At 69.9% G+C, this 17,154-nt stretch carries 13 protein-coding genes; 9 read left to right on the top strand and 4 right to left on the bottom strand.

Features of this window, described 5'->3' with window-relative positions:
• Positions 1 to 17 precede the first annotated feature (17 nt).
• A complete protein-coding gene (locus tag AC0IZS_RS24530) occupies positions 18 to 1,580 on the bottom strand; it encodes a beta propeller repeat protein (RefSeq protein WP_471638051.1) in 1,563 nt (520 codons plus the stop codon).
• 210 nt (positions 1,581 to 1,790) lie between these two features.
• Between AC0IZS_RS24530 and AC0IZS_RS24525 the strand changes: the two genes are divergently transcribed.
• Positions 1,791 to 2,450, top strand: a complete 660-nt coding sequence (locus AC0IZS_RS24525) for a YitT family protein (protein WP_471638050.1) — start codon at positions 1,791 to 1,793, stop codon at positions 2,448 to 2,450.
• Positions 2,451 to 2,624: 174 nt separating this feature from the next.
• Here the strand turns inward: AC0IZS_RS24525 and AC0IZS_RS24520 are convergent, their stop codons facing one another.
• Together AC0IZS_RS24520 and AC0IZS_RS24515 are read right to left on the bottom strand one after the other, a co-directional pair.
• Entirely contained in the window at positions 2,625 to 3,848 is a 1,224-nt protein-coding gene (locus AC0IZS_RS24520) for an EAL domain-containing protein (protein ID WP_471638049.1), read from the bottom strand.
• Between the two features lie 305 nt (positions 3,849 to 4,153).
• Complete coding sequence (locus AC0IZS_RS24515; RefSeq protein WP_471638048.1) at positions 4,154 to 7,729, bottom strand: bifunctional diguanylate cyclase/phosphodiesterase; 3,576 nt, start codon at positions 7,727 to 7,729, stop codon at positions 4,154 to 4,156.
• Positions 7,730 to 7,900: 171 nt separating this feature from the next.
• On the opposite strand from AC0IZS_RS24515, the gene AC0IZS_RS24510 reads away from it, so the two are divergent.
• The 8 genes from AC0IZS_RS24510 (at position 7,901) to AC0IZS_RS24475 (ending at position 14,348) form a co-directional block, all read left to right on the top strand.
• Positions 7,901 to 8,356 (top strand): hypothetical protein, encoded by a 456-nt coding sequence (locus tag AC0IZS_RS24510; protein ID WP_471638047.1) that lies wholly within the window; start codon positions 7,901 to 7,903, stop codon positions 8,354 to 8,356.
• Between the two features lie 213 nt (positions 8,357 to 8,569).
• Positions 8,570 to 8,923, top strand: coding sequence for a hypothetical protein (locus AC0IZS_RS24505; RefSeq protein ID WP_471638046.1), 354 nt, complete (start codon positions 8,570 to 8,572; stop codon positions 8,921 to 8,923).
• Complete coding sequence (locus AC0IZS_RS24500; protein ID WP_471638045.1) at positions 8,920 to 10,347, top strand: TolC family protein; 1,428 nt, start codon at positions 8,920 to 8,922, stop codon at positions 10,345 to 10,347. Before AC0IZS_RS24505 ends, AC0IZS_RS24500 begins: the two co-directional genes overlap by 4 nt.
• Before the next feature lies 1 nt (position 10,348).
• Complete coding sequence (locus AC0IZS_RS24495) at positions 10,349 to 11,740, top strand: multicopper oxidase family protein (protein WP_471638044.1); 1,392 nt, start codon at positions 10,349 to 10,351, stop codon at positions 11,738 to 11,740.
• A gap of 18 nt (positions 11,741 to 11,758) precedes the next feature.
• Entirely contained in the window at positions 11,759 to 12,280 is a 522-nt protein-coding gene (locus AC0IZS_RS24490) for a cupredoxin domain-containing protein (RefSeq protein WP_471638043.1), read from the top strand.
• Between the two features lie 23 nt (positions 12,281 to 12,303).
• The gene (locus tag AC0IZS_RS24485; protein WP_471638042.1) at positions 12,304 to 12,795 is read left to right on the top strand and encodes a DUF411 domain-containing protein; all 492 of its coding nucleotides are present in this window, start codon (positions 12,304 to 12,306) and stop codon (positions 12,793 to 12,795) included.
• Positions 12,792 to 13,187 (top strand): copper-binding protein, encoded by a 396-nt coding sequence (locus AC0IZS_RS24480; RefSeq protein ID WP_471638041.1) that lies wholly within the window; start codon positions 12,792 to 12,794, stop codon positions 13,185 to 13,187. Before AC0IZS_RS24485 ends, AC0IZS_RS24480 begins: the two co-directional genes overlap by 4 nt.
• A gap of 69 nt (positions 13,188 to 13,256) precedes the next feature.
• Positions 13,257 to 14,348 carry a hypothetical protein gene (locus tag AC0IZS_RS24475; RefSeq protein WP_471638040.1) on the top strand — a complete coding sequence of 364 codons (1,092 nt, stop codon included), beginning with the start codon at positions 13,257 to 13,259 and terminating at the stop codon, positions 14,346 to 14,348.
• 34 nt (positions 14,349 to 14,382) lie between these two features.
• Here the strand turns inward: AC0IZS_RS24475 and AC0IZS_RS24470 are convergent, their stop codons facing one another.
• Complete coding sequence (locus tag AC0IZS_RS24470) at positions 14,383 to 17,058, bottom strand: RCC1 domain-containing protein (RefSeq protein WP_471638039.1); 2,676 nt, start codon at positions 17,056 to 17,058, stop codon at positions 14,383 to 14,385.
• Between the last annotated feature and the right edge of the window lie 96 nt (positions 17,059 to 17,154).

The following is a 17,154-nucleotide window of genomic DNA, read 5'->3' as shown; positions in this document are numbered from 1 at the left end:
AACGATTGGTGCCCGGGTCAGGGCTTGGGCGGCAGGACCTGTACCCAGGTCTTGCCTTCGTCCTGCGTGGAGTACACGATGCCCAGGGTCTGGAGGATGATCTCCGATGAATCGGCGTGAAGGATGCGGCCCGGGACACTCTCCGTGACCAGTGGCGTGCCCAGGCTTTGCCAGCGGCCACCGCCATCGGTGGTCTTTTGCAGCGTGTTGGTTACATCGATGAACCCCGCCTGCCAGTCCAGGCTGTAGGCGCTGCGTTGATTCATCCAGTAGGTGCTGATGCCGCCGGGGTTGGGCTCATGCGCCCAGGACTTGCCTCCATCACCAGAACTGGAGCGGTAGAAGCTATTGAAGTTCTGCCGCGTCATTCGGATTTCGCCGTCAGGAAAGCGCTGCCATTCGCGCACCCAGAAGCCGTGCTTATGCGTGGTCACCGCAAAACTGGTCTTGTCCAGGCGCATGATTTCGGACTCGCGGGAAAGTCCATAGATCTGCTTGGCGACGATCAGCTCGCTGGGCGTGCTGATGACAGAGTCCAGCATGGCGTCCAGCTTGGCTACCTCCCTGGGCGCAGCCTTCGGGTCCGCCATCGAGTCGCGCACCCAGAAACGGCTGGTCCGACCCGTCACCGTGCCGAGCAACACCCCCTGCTTGCCGTAGGGCTCGACGTACACCACACGGCCCTTGTCACCGGGTAGCTTGGACGGCTGCCAGATGCCCTGGGCGGATTTGACGAAGTAGGTACCGTATTCACTGCCGGCAACGGACAGGCCTTGCGCCGTGCGGCCCACGGTGAAGATCGTGTCCAGCGTATCCACAGACTCACGCGTCCAGGCGTTGCGCCCTGTGCGCTGCAGCACCTGGCCCAGGTGCGATCCCGCCACGAGCCCTTGGTCGAGGGTACGCTCGTACAGCTGCGACACCATCTGGCGGGCCTGGGCAAGTACCTTGAGCTCGTTTTGCTGCGACCCATCGCCCAGCCACCCTCCGCCCGCAGGCAAAGTCGGCTCGCCGTGCGCCAGCTCGGACAACAGTGTTTCCAATGCATTCTTGCGGCCGAGTGGGCCCTGCAGCAGCACCATTTTCGGGGGTTGGTCCTTGCCGATTGCCGGTGAGAACACCAGCGTACCCAGATTCGCCAAGCGACCCGCTTCGACGGTGAAGGAAGGCAGTCCCTTGGCCTTGGCGTTGTCCATGGTGAGCAGCGCGACGATCAGGCCGACGTTCGGCATCAGGCTCCCAAAGCCACTGACGTCGTACTTGCCCGCCGGCAGCTTGGCAAAATACAGCGCCTCTGTCGCGAAATGCCGGCCATGCCAGAACGCGTCGGAAGGCACGGTGACATCGACCATGGCAGCGGACTGCCCATTGGAGACCAGCTCGACCCGCTGCCACTTGGGGTGAACCATGCTGTTGGGGCGCAGAGAGATGACACGCAGGATGGCGTGTCCTTCGTTGGCACCCGCCTTGAGGTCCAGCTCCAGGCCCGTCTCCGAACGCTTGGTTGCCACACTGCTTGCACACCCCGCCAGCGCCAGCACGACCGCCAGCCCGAGGCCCAGAAAGCCCCATCGATTCATTCGCATTTTCCACTCCCTCGTATTTGTGGCGACGAGTCTAGCAAAGGCTCCTGCGCTTCACTGCCAGCGCCTCGCACCATGGCTCTGGTCGGCGCGCCTTGCTGGCTTTCAGATGACCAGCGATAGGTATCCAGTCCGCGTTGACCCAGGGCAAGCCGGGCACGCCGCTTGCGTGGTCCAATCCATGCCCCGCCCAGTGACTCTCTCGCCATGACCAATCCCGTCCCTTCGGTGCCTCCTGCGGCGCCCTCCCCGGCCCTGCCCCCAGCCGCCCCACCCGCCCCCCACACCCCCACCGAAGACGCCGTCGCCATCTTCACCGGCGTGCTGCTGATCTCGGTCGGCGTGGCCTTCTTCACCAGCGCCGGGCTGCTCACGGGCGGCACGGCGGGGCTGGCGTTTCTGGCGCACTACGCCACGGGCATCGGCTTTGGCAAGCTGTTCTTCGTGGTCAACCTGCCGTTCTACTGGCTGGCGCTGCGCAAGCTGGGGCGGGCGTTCACGGTGAAGACCTTCATCGCGGTGCTGCTGCTGTCGGCGCTGACCGAGCTGCAGTCGCAGTTGCTGCAGTTCGCGCAGCTGCAGCCGCTGTACGCGGCGATTGCGGGCGGCACCATCACGGGCACGGGGTTTTTGGTGCTGTTTCGCCACCGCTGCAGCCTGGGCGGTGTGGGCGTTGCCGCGCTGTATTTGCAAGACCGCTATGGCTGGCGCGCGGGCAAGATCCAGATGGCGGTGGACTGCTGCATTGTGCTGCTGGCGCTGTTCACGGTGGAGCCGCTGCGCGTGCTGTGGTCGATTGCGGGGGCGGTGGCGCTCAACCTGGTGCTGGCCATCAACCACCGGCCGGGGCGGTACATGGGGACCTGAGAAGGTGTGAACGAACCCGCCATGCCCGCTCATCCCGCCACAACACGCGCGCTCGTCGTTGCAAATGCTCGCCATAGCCCGAGCTATGGCTGCGCTTTGCGCCTAGATCGCACGCGTTCTGGCGGCCTGCTCGGACTCGCCGGATTCATTCATACCTTCTGAGCGTTCCGCCCCTTACGACACCGTATCGGAAAAATCCGGCCGCACGTCCACCGGCGTCCACTCCATGTCGCCGCAGATGATCAGGCGCTGCCCGTCACGCTCGAAGCCCACGGACAGGGTGATGCACATGCTCAGGCTCTGCATGGTGCGGTAGGGGCGCGTGACCTGGACCACGCCGGTGTCGCCCAGGGCGCGGCGAAAGTACGGCCTGCGCGACCAGCGGGCGCCCGTGGTGTCGCGCAGCGGGGCGAATGCATCGCGCTCGGCCAGCACCTGGCCGCGGCCCTGCGAGAACAGGTTCACACCCACCTGGTGGCCGCTGGCGTCCAGCAGGTAGCAGACATCGGCATGCGGCAGCCCGAGAAAGGCGGCGCAGGCCTCGGCCAGGGAGGCACCGGCCTGCATGCGGGTGCAGGCATGGAGCATGGCCTGCACATAGGGCTGCAGTCGGTCGCGGTACTCGCGGCGCTGCTCGTGCCAGCGGTCGCCGCACAGGGCCCAGGTGTCTTCGATCTCGGCGCAGGTATAGGCGGGTGGCAGCAACTGGGCGGCGGGCCGGCCGAAGAAGTAACCCTGCACGAAGTCGGTGTCGGAGTCGAGTGCGACGACGGCCTCCTCGCGGCGCTCGATGCCTTCCATGAGGACCAGCGCGCCGCATTCGTGCAGTAGCGAGACCATCTGGGTGGTCACGCGCCGCACGGTCTGGCTCTGCGCAGCCTTGACGACCACGCTGCGGTCGAGCTTGACCAGCGTGGGCGCCAGGGTGAACACCCGGTCGAAGTTGGAGTGGCCGGCGCCGAAGTCGTCCAGCGCCAGCAGAAAGCCCTGGGCCTTGAGCTCGCGCACCTGCGCTTCGAGATCGACATGGTCGTCGATCGCGGTCTCCAGGATCTCCACGACGATCTGGTGCGGCGCCAGGCCCGATTGGCGGCAGACCTGCAGCAGGCGCTGCGAGGCAGACAGGGCGTTGCCGCTGGAGAAGATGGAGGCATCGACGTTCAAAAACAGCCAGTGCGCCTGCCGGGGAAAGCGCGCAAAGCTGCCCGCGTGCAGTTCGCAGGCGGCCACATCGAGCGCGGTCTGTTCTTCGACCGACTGGCAGCGTGCGAAGAGTTCGGGCGGAGGCACGGGCGTGCCGTCGGGCATGGTGCCGCGAAGCAGGGCCTCGTAGCCGACCACACGGCGATGGGCCAGGCTGAAGATCGGCTGGAAGTGGGATTTCAGCGAAATCGTCACGGGAGCGGTACCCTGCCGATGCACGGACCGCCCTTTTTGGCGGACCAGGGCGCGTGGGAGACTGCAGACGGGGCTGGGTGCATGGGCGTCGTGGTGGGTAGGAGTGCCTATATTCTTCAACGTCTCTGTAAAGCCGCGCCAACAGGATTGGGCGCGGGCTCCAGGAACCTGGCCGGCGGTGAGGTCAATGCCCGCCAGGCCGGACGAAGTATGTGCATTTTTCGTGCCACGCGCTCCAGGACCAGTGCCGAAGGCGCTGCCATCGCGGTGGGTATCCCTTGTTACCAGGGCCCCGCCCGGGGCTGCTACGCACCGCCACCGTAGCGCTGGTCCATCAACTGCTCGAAGTTGTCGAGCGGCACGGGCCGGCTGAACAGGTAACCCTGCCACAGGTTGCAGCCGTGCTGCGCCAGGAACTCGCGCTGGGCCGTGGTCTCCACGCCCTCGGCGATGACGTCGATGCCCAGGCTCTGCGCCATGCCGATGATGGTCTGCACGATGAGCGCGTCGGTCTGCTGGATGCCGATGTTGCGCACGAAGCTCTGGTCGATCTTGAGCTGGTCCAGCGGCAGCCGCGTGAGGTAGGACAACGAGGACTGCCCGGTGCCGAAGTCGTCCATCGAAAAGCCCACGCCCAGCGCCCGCAGCGCGTTCATCCGGGCGATGGTGTGCTGCACGTTGTCCAGCGCCATGCTCTCGGTCAGCTCCAGCTTGAGGCGGTCGGCGCGGGCGCCGGTTTCGCTGAGCACGGCAAACACCTGGTCGACGAAATCGCCCTGGCGGAACTGGCGCGCGCTCACGTTCACGGCCAGCTGCAGGTGGCTGCGCACGGGGTCGTCCTGCCACTGGCGCAGCTGCAGGCAGGCGGTGCGCAGCACCCACAGGCCGATGGCCAGGATCTGCCCGGTCTCTTCGGCCAGGGGAATGAACTCGCCGGGCATGACCAGGCCACGCTCGGGGTGCTGCCAGCGGATCAGCACCTCGGCACCGATGGCCCGCTCGCCCTGCCCCACCTGCACCTGGTAGTACAGGCGGAACTGCTCCTCGGCCAGCGCGGTGCGCAGGTCGTTCTCCATCGCGGCGCGGGCCGTCACGGCGGCCTGCATGCGCGGATCGAAGAAGCGCACGGCATTGCGCCCGGCGGTCTTGGCGGCGTACATGGCCAGGTCGGCACGCTTCATGAGCTCGTCCACCGACTGGCTCTGCCCGCTGAACAGCACGGCACCGATGCTGGGCGTGCTGTGTACATGGTGCAGGGCCAGCTGGTAGGGCTGGTTCAGCGCGGCCAGCACCTTGGTGCCTACCGTCTGGGTGTGCTCGGCGGCCTCGGTGGGCTCGCTGCTCATGCCCTTGAGCAGCAGCAGGAACTCATCGCCACCCAGGCGCGCCACGGTGTCGCCCTCCCGCACGCAGGCTTTGAGGCGCTGGGCCACCTGCTGCAGCAGCACGTCGCCCATGTCGTGGCCCAGGGTGTCGTTGAGGTTCTTGAAGTGGTCCAGGTCCAGGCACAGCAGCGCACCGTACTGGCCCGAACGGGCGCTGCTGGCAAAGGCCTGCTGCAGCCGGTCCATCATCAGGCGCCGGTTGGGCAGCAGGGTCAGCGGGTCGTAGAAGGCCAGGTGCTCGATTTCCCGGGCGGCGGCCGCCTTCTGCGTGATGTCGCTCAGCGAGGCCACGTAGTGCGTGAGCCGCCCCTGGCCATCCTTGACGGCCGTGATGCCCATCTGGTGCAGGTTCACCTGCCCGTCCTTGCAGCGGTTCCAGATCTCGCCGCTCCACTCGCCCACGCTGTCCAGGGTCCGGCGCAGGCCGGCAAAAAAGGACTCGTCGTGCTGACCCGACGCGAGAAAGCTGGCGCGCCGGCCCACGGCGTCGGCACTGTCGTAGCCGGTGATCTTGGTAAAGGCGCGGTTGGTGCGCAGGATCACGGTGTCGGCATCGGTGACCAGCATGCCCTCTTGCGACTCGAAGGCGATGGCGGCGATGCGCAACTCCCGCTCGGCGTTCTTGCGCTCGGTGATGTTGTTGCCGATGCCCCGGTAGCCCAGGAAATTGCCGTCCGCATCGAACATCGGCGTGCCGCTGACCGAGACCCACTCCACCGCACCGCCCGTGGACTGGCGCGGGTACTCGAAATCGCGGAACTCGCGGCGCTCACGCAGGGTCTGTTCGTGCTGCTCCCAGTCCACCGCGATGCCATCCGACGCAGCGACCCCGCCGCCGTCGTCGGTAGCCACCTCGTGGCGGGTCTTGCCCACATGCCACTGGGGGCCCGGCAGCGTGCGCTTGGCGGCCTCGCCCTCCAGCGTCACGAAGCGCAACTGCGCGTCCTGCTCCCAGTACCAGTCGGAGGACAGCATGGTGAGCGTGCGAAAGCGCGCCTCGTTGTCTTCCAGCTGGCGGCGCACGCGGTACGACTCGGTCACGTCGCTGAACACCAGCACCACCCCGGTGATCTCGCCCGCGGCATTGCGGATGGGGGCCGCGCTGTCGGCGATCTGGTACTCGGTGCCGCCCCGGGCGATCAGCGTGGTGTGGTTGGACAGCTCCACCACCTGGCCGCTGGCCATGACCAGTTGCACCGGGTCCTTCGATGGCTCGCGGGTGCGCGCGTTGACGATGCGAAACACCTCCGCCAGCGGCCGCCCCCGCGCCTCGCGCAGCGGCCAGCCGGTCATCTGCTCGGCCACGCCGTTCATGCGCACCACCTGCCCTGCGGCGTCGGTGGCCACCACCGCGTCGCCGATGGAGTCCAGGGTGATGGCCAGGTTCTCCTCGCTGTGGCGCAGCTCGCCCTCGGCCTGCTGGCGTGCCTGGGCCATGTGGTTGAAGCGCTGGGCCAGCTGGGCCAGTTCGCGAAAGCCCGTCTCGGGCACCGCAGCCACCTGCTGGCCCTGGGCCAGTTGGTCGGTGGCCCGCAGCAAACGGGCCAGCGGCTTGCCCACGCCGCGGCGCACGCCTTCGTGCGCCAGCACGAACGAGGCCAGCAAGCCCAACAGCAAAAAGCCCATGTCGCGCCACATCTGCCGCGTGATGCGCGCATGCAGCGCATCCAGCGGCACCGACAGGCGCATGCTGGCCACCGGCCTGCCCTGGGATTCAAGCAGGGGCCGCGCCACCTCGATGTAGCGGGCACCGCCCTCGGTCTCCAGCAGGCTGGCACCGCCCTGCAGGGCCTGGGCGCCAGCCCCCGGCTGGGGCAGGTTGGGCAGGGTGCCGAGCTCGCGCCCGTCGGGCGGAAAGCGCGCGATCACCCGGCCATCGGGGCCGAGCACGCGGGCCACGGCCCCCTCGGGCAGGCCCAGCTCATGCAGGCGGCGGCTCCACCAGTCGAGCGACACCACGGCCACCGCCGCGCCCAGCACGGCGCGGGTCTCGGGGTCGATCAGCGGCTGCGCAAAGCTCACGCTGGCCAGGCCGACCGCCGGGTCCACCTGGAAGTTGCCGACCGAAAACTCGCGCGCCACGATGGCCCGCAGGAAGTGGGGCTGGTCGGTCAGGTTCACCGGCACCCTGGGCGGCACGGCGCTGCAGCGCAGATCGCCATCGGCGCGCGGCAGGCCGATGTTGATGTAGGTGGCGTTGAGCGCCAGCACCTCCGCCAGGTACTGCGAACAATCGGGGGCGTCGAGCTGCTGTGCCCGGCGGGTCGTGGCCAGTTGCTGCAAAAAGGTGCGGGTGGTGTCGATCAGGCTCTGCTGGCTGTAGGCCAGGGTGCGGGTGATCAGCAACGCATTCTCGCGCACCGCAGCCACCGACTCTTCGCGGTTGGCCTGCGCCTGGTAGGCCACCAGCACCAGGGCAGGCAGCGTGGCCACCAGGATCAGCAGCCGTATCCTGGCGGACAGGGAGCCCGTAGCCAACGGCGGCAAAGCAGGCATGGGGCCTTTCGCGAAAGAGGAAGGATGGGCAGGCGGTCAGCCAGCGGCGGCCGCAAAAACATCTGGATACATCGTAACCCCTGGCGGGGTGCTCGCGGCGGGTGTGCGGGTAAACCATTCGACGCAGCGGCGCTTGCGGAACTCCTGGGCCAAAGGTCTTATCATTGCAGCATGCGTCGCGGCCCCCTGTTCTATTTGCTGATGGTGGTGCTGGTCCTTCGGGGCCTGGTGGGCACCGCCATGGCCGCAGGCATGGTGCCCATGCAGCACCCCGCGCCAGCGGCTGTGGCGCAGGCCCCGGTTGCGGCCCACCACGGCCAGCACGAGCATGCCGCACCGAGCGAGGCAAGCCACGCGGGCGCGCATGGCAACCTGCATGGCGGCCACCACGGTGACACCGAAGCCACCCCCATGGCCTGCGATGGCAGCACGCCCGGCAGCACCGGCTGCGCCACGCACAACCAGCATGCCAACTGCACGGCCTGCGAGATCTGCCACACGGCCCTGATGGAGCCACCGGCCATGCCGGCTGCGCCCCTGCCCCTGCTGGCCGGCGCCGCCCCTGCGGCCACCACCCCGTTCGACAGCGCCACCGCCGCGCTGGCCATCAAGCCGCCCATCGCCTGATGGTTTGAGAGCATCCCCAGGGCCTGTTTGGGCCTGTGCGGGAGCGCCTGGCAACACCCCCTGCAGCCCACACCGGCGCCCCTGCGGCCCGTTGCTGCGGCGCCTGGGCTGAACAGCACCCGCCCCGAGCCCGCCCATGCCTGCACGCGCCCCCGGCGCATGCACCGCAGGCCGCAGCGGCGTTCCATTCCCTTTTTTTCTGGAGACCGCACCATGCGCGACTTCTTCGCTCTTCGCTGGCCCTTGCTGCGCCCCCTGGCGTGGCTGGCCTTGCTCCTGCCCGCGATGGCAGGGGCACAGCCGCCTGCCGACCCGGCCCCGGCGGCCGCACCACAAGCCCCGCAAGCACCCCAGGCCCCGCTGGTATATACCCCCATGCAGGTGCAACTGCCGCTGCCGGGCGCCGATGCGCCGCTGGCCGACTGGCGCGCCGCCCACCAGGCCGTGGCCGCCTTCCCGCGTGGCCATGCCGACATCGTGCGCTGGGAGGCCGGCCAGGGCAGCACCCCTGCAGCAGCAGCGGCGGCGCCTGCCAGCCCCCACCCGCACGGGGGGCACAAGCCATGAGCCGCAACATTCCCCGCCTGACAGGGCTGGCCTTGGCCGCCCTGCTTGCAGGCTGCGCCAGTGTCTCGCCCGACGGCCTGCGCGGCGACGTACAGGCCCTGGCACAGCCACGCACAGGTGTGGCCGGTGCCACCCTGCCCGCCGCCGACCCGGCCGCGCGCGACCAGGCGCGCCAGGCCACTGATGCCTGGCTGGCCCAGCCGCTCACGCAGGACGCGGCCGTGCGCATCGCCCTGCTGCACAACCCCGGCCTGCAGGCCCGGCTGGCCGCGCTGGGCGTGGCCGATGCCGAGCGCGTGCAGGCCATCACCCTGCCCAACCCGCAGTTCTCCATCGCGCGGCTGACTAACCCCCATGAGCGCGAGATCGAGCGCACGCTGGCTTTCAGCCTGCTGGACCTGGTGACCCTGCCCTGGCGCATGGAGCGCCAGGCCGAGCGCATGCAGGTGGCCACGCTGCAGGCCGCGCAGGACGTGGTGGCCCTGGCCGCCGACACGCGCCGCGCCTGGATGCGCGCCGTGGCGGCCGAGCAGGTGGCTGCCACGCACGAACGCATGGTGGAGGCCGCCGAGGCCGGTGCCGAGCTGGCGCGCCGCATGGCCCGTGTGGGCAACTTCAGCCGCCTGCAGCATGCGCGCGAACAGGCCGTGCTGCAGGAAGCGAATGCCCAGCGCGCCCGCGCGCGCCTGGCCGCCGCCACCGCGCGCGAGCAGCTCAGCGGCAGCATGGGCCTGTGGGGCGTGCAGACGGGCTACACCCTGGCCAGCCAGTTGCCGGCCCTGCCCGCCACGCCATTGCCCGCCGACGGGATCGAGGCCACCGCGCTGCGCGAACGCCTGGACGTGCAGGCCGCGCGCCGCCAGCTCGACACCGAGGCGCGCCAGCAGGGCTGGGTGCGTGCCGGCGCCGTGTTCGGCGACCTGGGCCTGGCCTACAGCCGCAACACCACGACCGAGCGCGAGAGCGGCCACCGCGAGACCACGCGCGGCTGGGAGCTGGATGTGCCGCTGCCCCTGTTCGACTGGGGCGGCGCCGCGCGCACCCGCGCCCAGGCGCGTGTGGAGCAGAGCGCTGCCACGCTGCAGGACACGGCCGTGCGCGCCCGCAGCGAGGTGCGCAGCGCCTGGCTCACCTACCGCACGGCGCTCGACCTGGCGCGCCAGCAGCGCGATGAGGTGGTGCCGCTGCGCCAGCTCATCAGTGACGAAACCACGCTGCGCTACAACGGCATGCTCGCCAGCGTCTGGGAGCTGCTGGCCGAGGCACGCGCCAGCACAGAGGCAGTGGCCGGCGCCATCGAGGCGCAGCGCGACTTCTGGCTGGCGGAGACCGATCTGCAACTGGCCCTCACGGGCACCTCACCGGGCGCCCTGCAAGGCCTTGCCTCCGGCGCCGCCACCCCTTCCACCCCACCAGGCCATTGACATGCAAAGACGCCATTTCTTCACGGCAGGCGCCGCCACGGCCGTGGCCACCGCCGCCGTCAGCCGCGTGGCCCTGGCCGCGCTGCCCGAGCCCGCCCTGCAGGCCAGCGCCGACACCGCGCCTCCGCTGCACCCGCCCACAGGCAGGCCCTACAACCCCGTGGTCACCTTGAACGGCTGGACCGCACCCTGGCGCATGAACGCCGGGGTCAAGGAGTTCCACCTGGTGGCCGAGCCCGTGGTGCGCGAGGTCGCGCCGGGCTTTGTGGTCAACATGTGGGGCTACAACGGGCAAAGCCCCGGCCCCACCATCGAGGTGGTGGAGGGCGACCGCGTGCGCCTCTTCGTCACCAACCGCCTGCCCGAGCACACCTCCGTGCACTGGCACGGGCAGCGCCTGCCCAATGGAATGGACGGCATCGCCGGGTTGAACCAGCCGGCCATCCAGCCGGGCAAGACCTTCGTCTACGAGTTCGTGGCACGCCGCCCCGGCACCTTCATGTACCACCCGCATGCCGACGAGATGGTGCAGATGGCCATGGGCATGATGGGCCTGTGGATCACCCACCCCAAGGCCGCGCACCCGCACATCGCCACGGTGCAGCGCGACTACGCCTTTCTGCTCAACGCCTTCGACGTGGAGCCCGGGGCGCGCACGCCCAAGGTGAACACCATGCTGGACCACAACATCTGGTGCTGGAACAGCCGGGCCTTCCCGGCCATCAGCCCGCTGGTGGCGCGACAGGGCGAGCGCGTGCGCATCCGCGTGGGCAACCTCACCATGACCAACCACCCGATCCACATCCACGGCCACGAGTTCGAGGTGACCGGCACCGACGGCGGCCCCGTGCCCAAGGGCGCGCGCTGGCCCGAGGTGACCACCGACGTGGCCGTGGGCCAGATGCGCCAGGTGGAGCTGATCGCCGACGAGCCCGGGGACTGGGCCTTTCACTGCCACAAGAGCCACCACACCATGGGCGCCATGGGGCACGACGTGCCGACCATGATCGGCGTGGACCACAAAGGCCTGGTTGGCAAGATCCAGAAGATCGTGCCCGACTACATGGTGATGGGCGAGCGCGGCATGGCCGACATGGGCGCCATGGAGATGCCGCTGCCCGACAACACCTTCCCCATGATGGCCGGCACCGGCCCCTACGGCCCGCTGGAGATGGGCGGCATGTTCACCACCTTCAAGGTGCGCGCCAACCAGCCCGCGGGCGACTACCGCGACCCGGGCCACTACGCCCAGCCGCCTGGCACCCAGGCCTATGAATGGCAGGGCGCGCCCGCCGCCACGCCGGCCCCGCCACGGGCCACCCCACCGGGCACCGCGCCCGGGGCTGCCAGCGCACGCAAGCCCGCCGCGACCGGCGGCCACCACCAGCATTGAACCCTTCTGGAGCAGACCATGAAAATTGTTCTTACGTCCCGCCGCCTTGCCATGCACCTTGTTGCCGCCGCCCTGCTGGGCGCCACCGGTGCCGCCTGGGCCCATGGCAATGCACCCCATGGCACGGCGTCCAGGGCCGCCCTGCCCGCCGAGCAGCAGGACTGGGGCATTGCCGGCAGTGCCCAGGCCGTGCAGCGCACCATCACCCTGCGCATGGGCGACGACATGCGCTTTGCGCCCGCCCACATCGAGGTGCGCGAAGGCGAGACCGTGCGCCTGGTGGTACACAACCAGGGCCAGCTGCTGCACGAGATCGTGCTCGGCACCCAGGCCACGCTGGCCCAGCACGCCGAGATGATGGCCAAACACCCCGGCATGGAGCACGACGAGGCCTACATGGCCCACGTCGCCGCCGGCAAGCGCGGCCAGATCATCTGGCAGTTCAACCGTGCGGGCCGCTTCGACTTCGCCTGCCTGATCCCCGGCCACTACCAGGCCGGCATGGTGGGCACCATCAACGTGTTGCCCCGCAAGGGCTGACCCAGGAAGAGAAAGGACACCCCATGACCCACACACCAACCGCCAGCACCCGTCGCGCCTGGCTGACCATGCTCGCCGCAACCGCGCTGCCGATGGCAGCAGGGGCCGCGGCCCCCACGCCGGTCGAGGTCTGGAAAGACCCGAACTGCGGCTGCTGCCAGGACTGGGTGGACCACATGCAGGCCAATGGCTTTGCCGTGAAGGTCCACGACACCGGCAACAACGCCGTGCGCGCCCGCCTGGGCCTGCCGCAAAAGCTGGGCTCGTGCCACACCGCGCTGGTCGGCGGCTACCTGGTCGAGGGCCATGTGCCCGCCAGCGACGTGCGTGCCCTGCTGCAGCAAAAGCCCGACGCGCTGGGCCTGGCCGTACCCGGCATGCCCATTGGGTCGCCCGGCATGGATGGCCCCGCCTACGGCGGCCGCAAGGACAGCTATGCCGTGCTGCTGGTCGCACGCAACGGCAGCACCCGCGTTTTCAAGAACTACCCCGGAAATCAAAAGGCATCGACATGACCTACCACACCACCCACCCACTGCGCATCGCCCTGCTCACCACCACACTCCTTTTCAGCGCAGCAACCGCCTTCGCAGGCGACGACCATGACCATGGCGAGGACCACGGCAGCCACGCTGCGCCCGCTGCGGCCCAGGCAACCAAGGCCCCTGCCGCTGCCATCGCGGACCTGAGCGAAGGCGAAGTCGTGCGCTGGGACGCCGCCAGCGCCAAGGTCACACTGCGCCACGGCCCCATCCGCAACCTGGACATGCCGCCCATGACCATGGTGTTCCGCGTCACCGACCCAGCCCAGGCCGCGCAGGTCAAGCCCGGTGCCAAGGTGCGTTTTCGCGCCGAGCAGCAGGCCGGCGCCTATGTGGTGACGCGCATCGAGCCGGTGGCCAATTGAGCCCTCGCCGCCTCCCTACAATCCCGCGTCATTGATGATTGATTGATCGATCGAGGGAGAGGGAGATTCATGAGCACGACACGGCGAAGCATTCTTGCGGCCCTGGGCGCCCTGCCCTGCACATTGCTGGCGCACGCACCAGCGTCGGCAACGGCGGGCCCCCGGGCCGGCATCCACCCCTGGCTGGAGGTGGGCGACTCCGTCGTGGCCGATGTGCTGGCCAATGGCAAGGTCATTGCACAGCTCAACCACAAGGCCACGCAGCCCGGCCTGCACCGGCGGCCGGCACTGGTATGGGCCCTGCCCCCGGGCCTCAAGCGCGTGCAGTTGCGCGGCACAGTGACCCTGGCAGGCAAGGCCACGCCCTTCAACAAGACCTGGACGGTGCGCGACATGGCCAGCGTGTCGGCCCCGCTGTACGACCAGGGCAAGCCCTGGATCGAGCGCGTGCGCGGCCTGGCCCAGCGGCTGGAGGAAGGCACGGTCACGGTCGAGCGTGCCAAGCCACCCGCCGGCAAGAAGCCTGCCGCCGCCGCGCTGCAGGACCTGGAAAAGCGCCTGGGCGCCCCACTGCCCGCCATGGTCAAGCTGCTGGCCGACTGGCGCATCGAGGTGGGCGACTCGTCCTTCGTCCACCCGTCTTCCATGACCACGGTGACCGACATGCTGCTGCGCGAATGGGACTACGCGCCCAGCGGCAAGAATGGGTTGGACCGGCTGCTGTCGCCCACCGTGCGTGCGCGCTACGACCGCAGCCTGGCTGTGTTCGTGCATGTGGGCGACGGCCTGGGCGCGTTGGCCTGGGACCCTGCCGGCGTGACGGCGGGCGAGCCCACCCACACCTGGGGCGACCAGGGCAACCCCGGCGCCCAGCCGGGCACGACCAACGAGGGCGTGTGGTACTGGCTGCACCAGGAGTACCTGGGCAAGCCCTCGCTGCTGCTCGACGAGGACTACCGCCCGCGCAATGCCGAGGCCGCCTTCACCCACGTGCTGCAGCGCCTGGCCTTCAGCGAGGTGGAGGAAGCCGCCAACGACAAGGAGCTGGTGGTCGACAGCGCCCTGCCGCGTGCCAACCTGCTGCAGCTCCATTTCGACCACGAATCGCGGCAACCCAAGCTCTGGCTGCGCAGCTACGACAGCTACTACACCCTGTTCTGACGGAGCGCAGCCGGCGCCCACGCAGCGGGCCGGCTCAGTTCAATCCCCCCATCGACTGCGCCTCGGCCACGTCCTCGGGCGCCAGTTCCAGCACCTCGCGCCAGCGCCGCGCGGCGCGCATTTCCTGCATATCGCGCCCGTAACCCAGGTACAGGCGCAGGCCGGCCGGCGCGGGGCCGTCCTCGCCGCGCAGCAGGTGCAGGCGCACCGACTGGCGCTCGCCCGGCGGCACGCCCTGCCCATCGGCAGAGGGCACGGGCCAGCGGTACTCCTCCCCGGGGCCCCAGCGGCCCTGGCCGTCCAGCGCAACCCAGGTGCCCTGCTGCGCCGGGTCGCCCGGCCCCCGCGCGGTGCCGCTGGCCAGCATGGCATACAGCCGGCACCGGCGGCCGCAGGCGGGCCCAGCCCCGGGCGTGCTGCCGAAAACCTGCACCCCGAGTGAAACGGCACGCGGGTTGCCGCGCAGCGAGGCCTGCAGCCGAAACGGCGGGCGCACAGGCGCAGGTGCGTTGGCACCCTGGGGTTGCAGGTCCAGCTCGCCCGTGCCGGCCTCATTGGCCACCGGGGTGGGCACTGCGCTGCTGGCATAAGTGCCGTTGCCCAGTTGCCCCTGGCGACCGCGCCCCCAGGCCCAGACCGTGCCATCGGCCAGCCGGAAATGCACGGTGCCGAAATGCGCCACGCCGCGCTGGTCCATGTACTCGGGGTCGTCCATGCCATCGACGCCGAAGGACAGCTCGCGGATCGGCGCGTGCAGCGCAAAGCGCACGCCCTCGTGCTCCTTGAAGATCTTGCCAATGCATTGGGCCGAGCCGTCCTGCAGGATGGCGCACAGGCTGTAGTCGTTGGCATGGATGGAGACGGCCTTGCGCGGCAGGGACAGCGCGGTGGGCTCCTTGATGGGACCGCCCCAGAAGTCCTTGGGCCGGGGGCCCGTGGTGCCATAGCGCTGCCGCAGGCCCCAGTACCAGACGGTGCCCTGCGCATCGAGCGCGTAGGTGGCGCGCGCGCTGCCGTCACCCATGGCGGCAATCTGCAGTACCGGCCTGGGCAGGCCCTGCACCTTGACCGGCACGCCGGGCTCGCCGCTGAGATCCCAGACCGAACCATCCACCGCCAGCAGGGCCGCGAGGTCGTGCCCGCCCATGGCCACATCGCGCATGGCGGGCATGCCGCCCTGGCTGTAGACCAGCGCGGGGCGGCTGGACTCGGCGCGCGGGCGCGCCGCGGCGCCCCAGCTGTCCGATGTCCAGACCTTGCCTTCATCGTCCACCGCCAGCCAGCGGTGGTGCGAGGTGGCCAGCCGCACCAGCCGCGCGGGCACGGCCTGGTGTACCGGGTCCTGCGGAAACACGCCGCCTTCGAAATGGGTGTACGGGTCCGAGGTCCACGCCCCCAGCCCCCAGCGGAACAGGCGTCCGTCGCGCAGCAGCGCATAGCTGCCGTAGGGCCGCGTGTACACGCTGGCTGCGGGCCCGGGCAGCGGCACGGCGCGCGGGCTGGAGGAAGAGTCCAGCTCCCCGTCTCCGCTGGCCAGGTGCAGGCTGGTGTTCGCGCCCTGGCCGTAGAGCCGGCCATCGCGCGTGATGTACAGCAGGCCTGTGCGGCGCGGGTTGCCCTGGCTGGCAAATGCGCTGGCATCGGCCACACCGCTGGCCACGTGGCGCAGCGTGATGCGCCCGTCGCGCGGGTGGCCCTCGATCAGATGCTCCCACTGCCACAGCTCGCCCTCGGCCGTGAGGCCCAGGTAGGGCACATCGCCATCCAGCATGCGCGCAATCTGCACGCCCTGCGCCGCCAGGTCGGGGTGGCGGTAATCACGCAGGCGCAGGGCGCTGTAGGTGCTGTCCATGCGCCCGGGCGGGCAGTGGCGCATGCGGTCCCCGGGCATGCGGCGCACGCTGGGGTCCACGGGCGATTCGCCCCACTGCCAATGCGTGCCATTGCGGTCCACGGCCTGCACCAGGGAGGCCGGGCCATGCTGGCGCGGCGGCGGCTGGGGGTCATGCGGCGGCTTGTCGCGTGAAGGGGCGTAGCCCTGCATCACCAGGTCCACGATGGGCGGCAGGCCGGCCACGGCCTCGGGGCCGCGCGGACCGGCATCCGCAGCGCAGGCCACGCCCTCGCCCCAGGACCAGACCGTGCCCTGGTCGTCGAGCGCCACCGTGGTGCTGGCCGCCTGCTGGATGCGGATGAGCCGCGCGGGCACGCGGGCAGCGCGCTCGGGCAGCAGCGCCAGGGTGCCCGAGGGCAGCGGGCCCCACCACCAGGGCTGGCCTTCGGCATCGATGGCGAACGAGGGCCCGCGCTCATCGCCATTGACGATGGCGGCGGCCCCGCGAAAGATGGTGCGCGGCGTGCCCCGGTCTGCGCGCGTGCCGTCGCCCAGCTGCCCCTGGCGGTTGGTGCCCCAGCTCCACACGCTGCCCTGTTCGTCCAGCGCCAGCACGCTGTTCAGGCCGGCGCGCACGGCCACCATGCGGGCGGGCATGGCGATCTCGCGCGCGCTGGCGGCATAGGCCGTCTTGCCCTGGCCCAGCTGCGCCAGCCGGTTGTCGCCCCAGGCCAGCACGCGCCCGTCGTGCGTGAGGGCCAGCGCATGGCGTGCGCCGCTGGCCAGGGTCTGGGCCTGCGCTGCAACACCCCACAGGCCCAGCAGCAAGGCCATGCCGGTGGCAACCAGTGGGAAGGAACGGCTGGACAAGTGCATGGTCTGGACTCCCGGCGGGAAGGTGGAGGCGGTCAATCCTCCCGTGCCGGTGCCTGCATCTGGCGAAAGCGCCTGACCGGGAGCATCTCCTGCGCC

It is taken from the genome of Acidovorax sp. AC410 (assembly GCF_979253235.1).
This window is presented reverse-complemented; position numbering and strand designations above follow the sequence as displayed.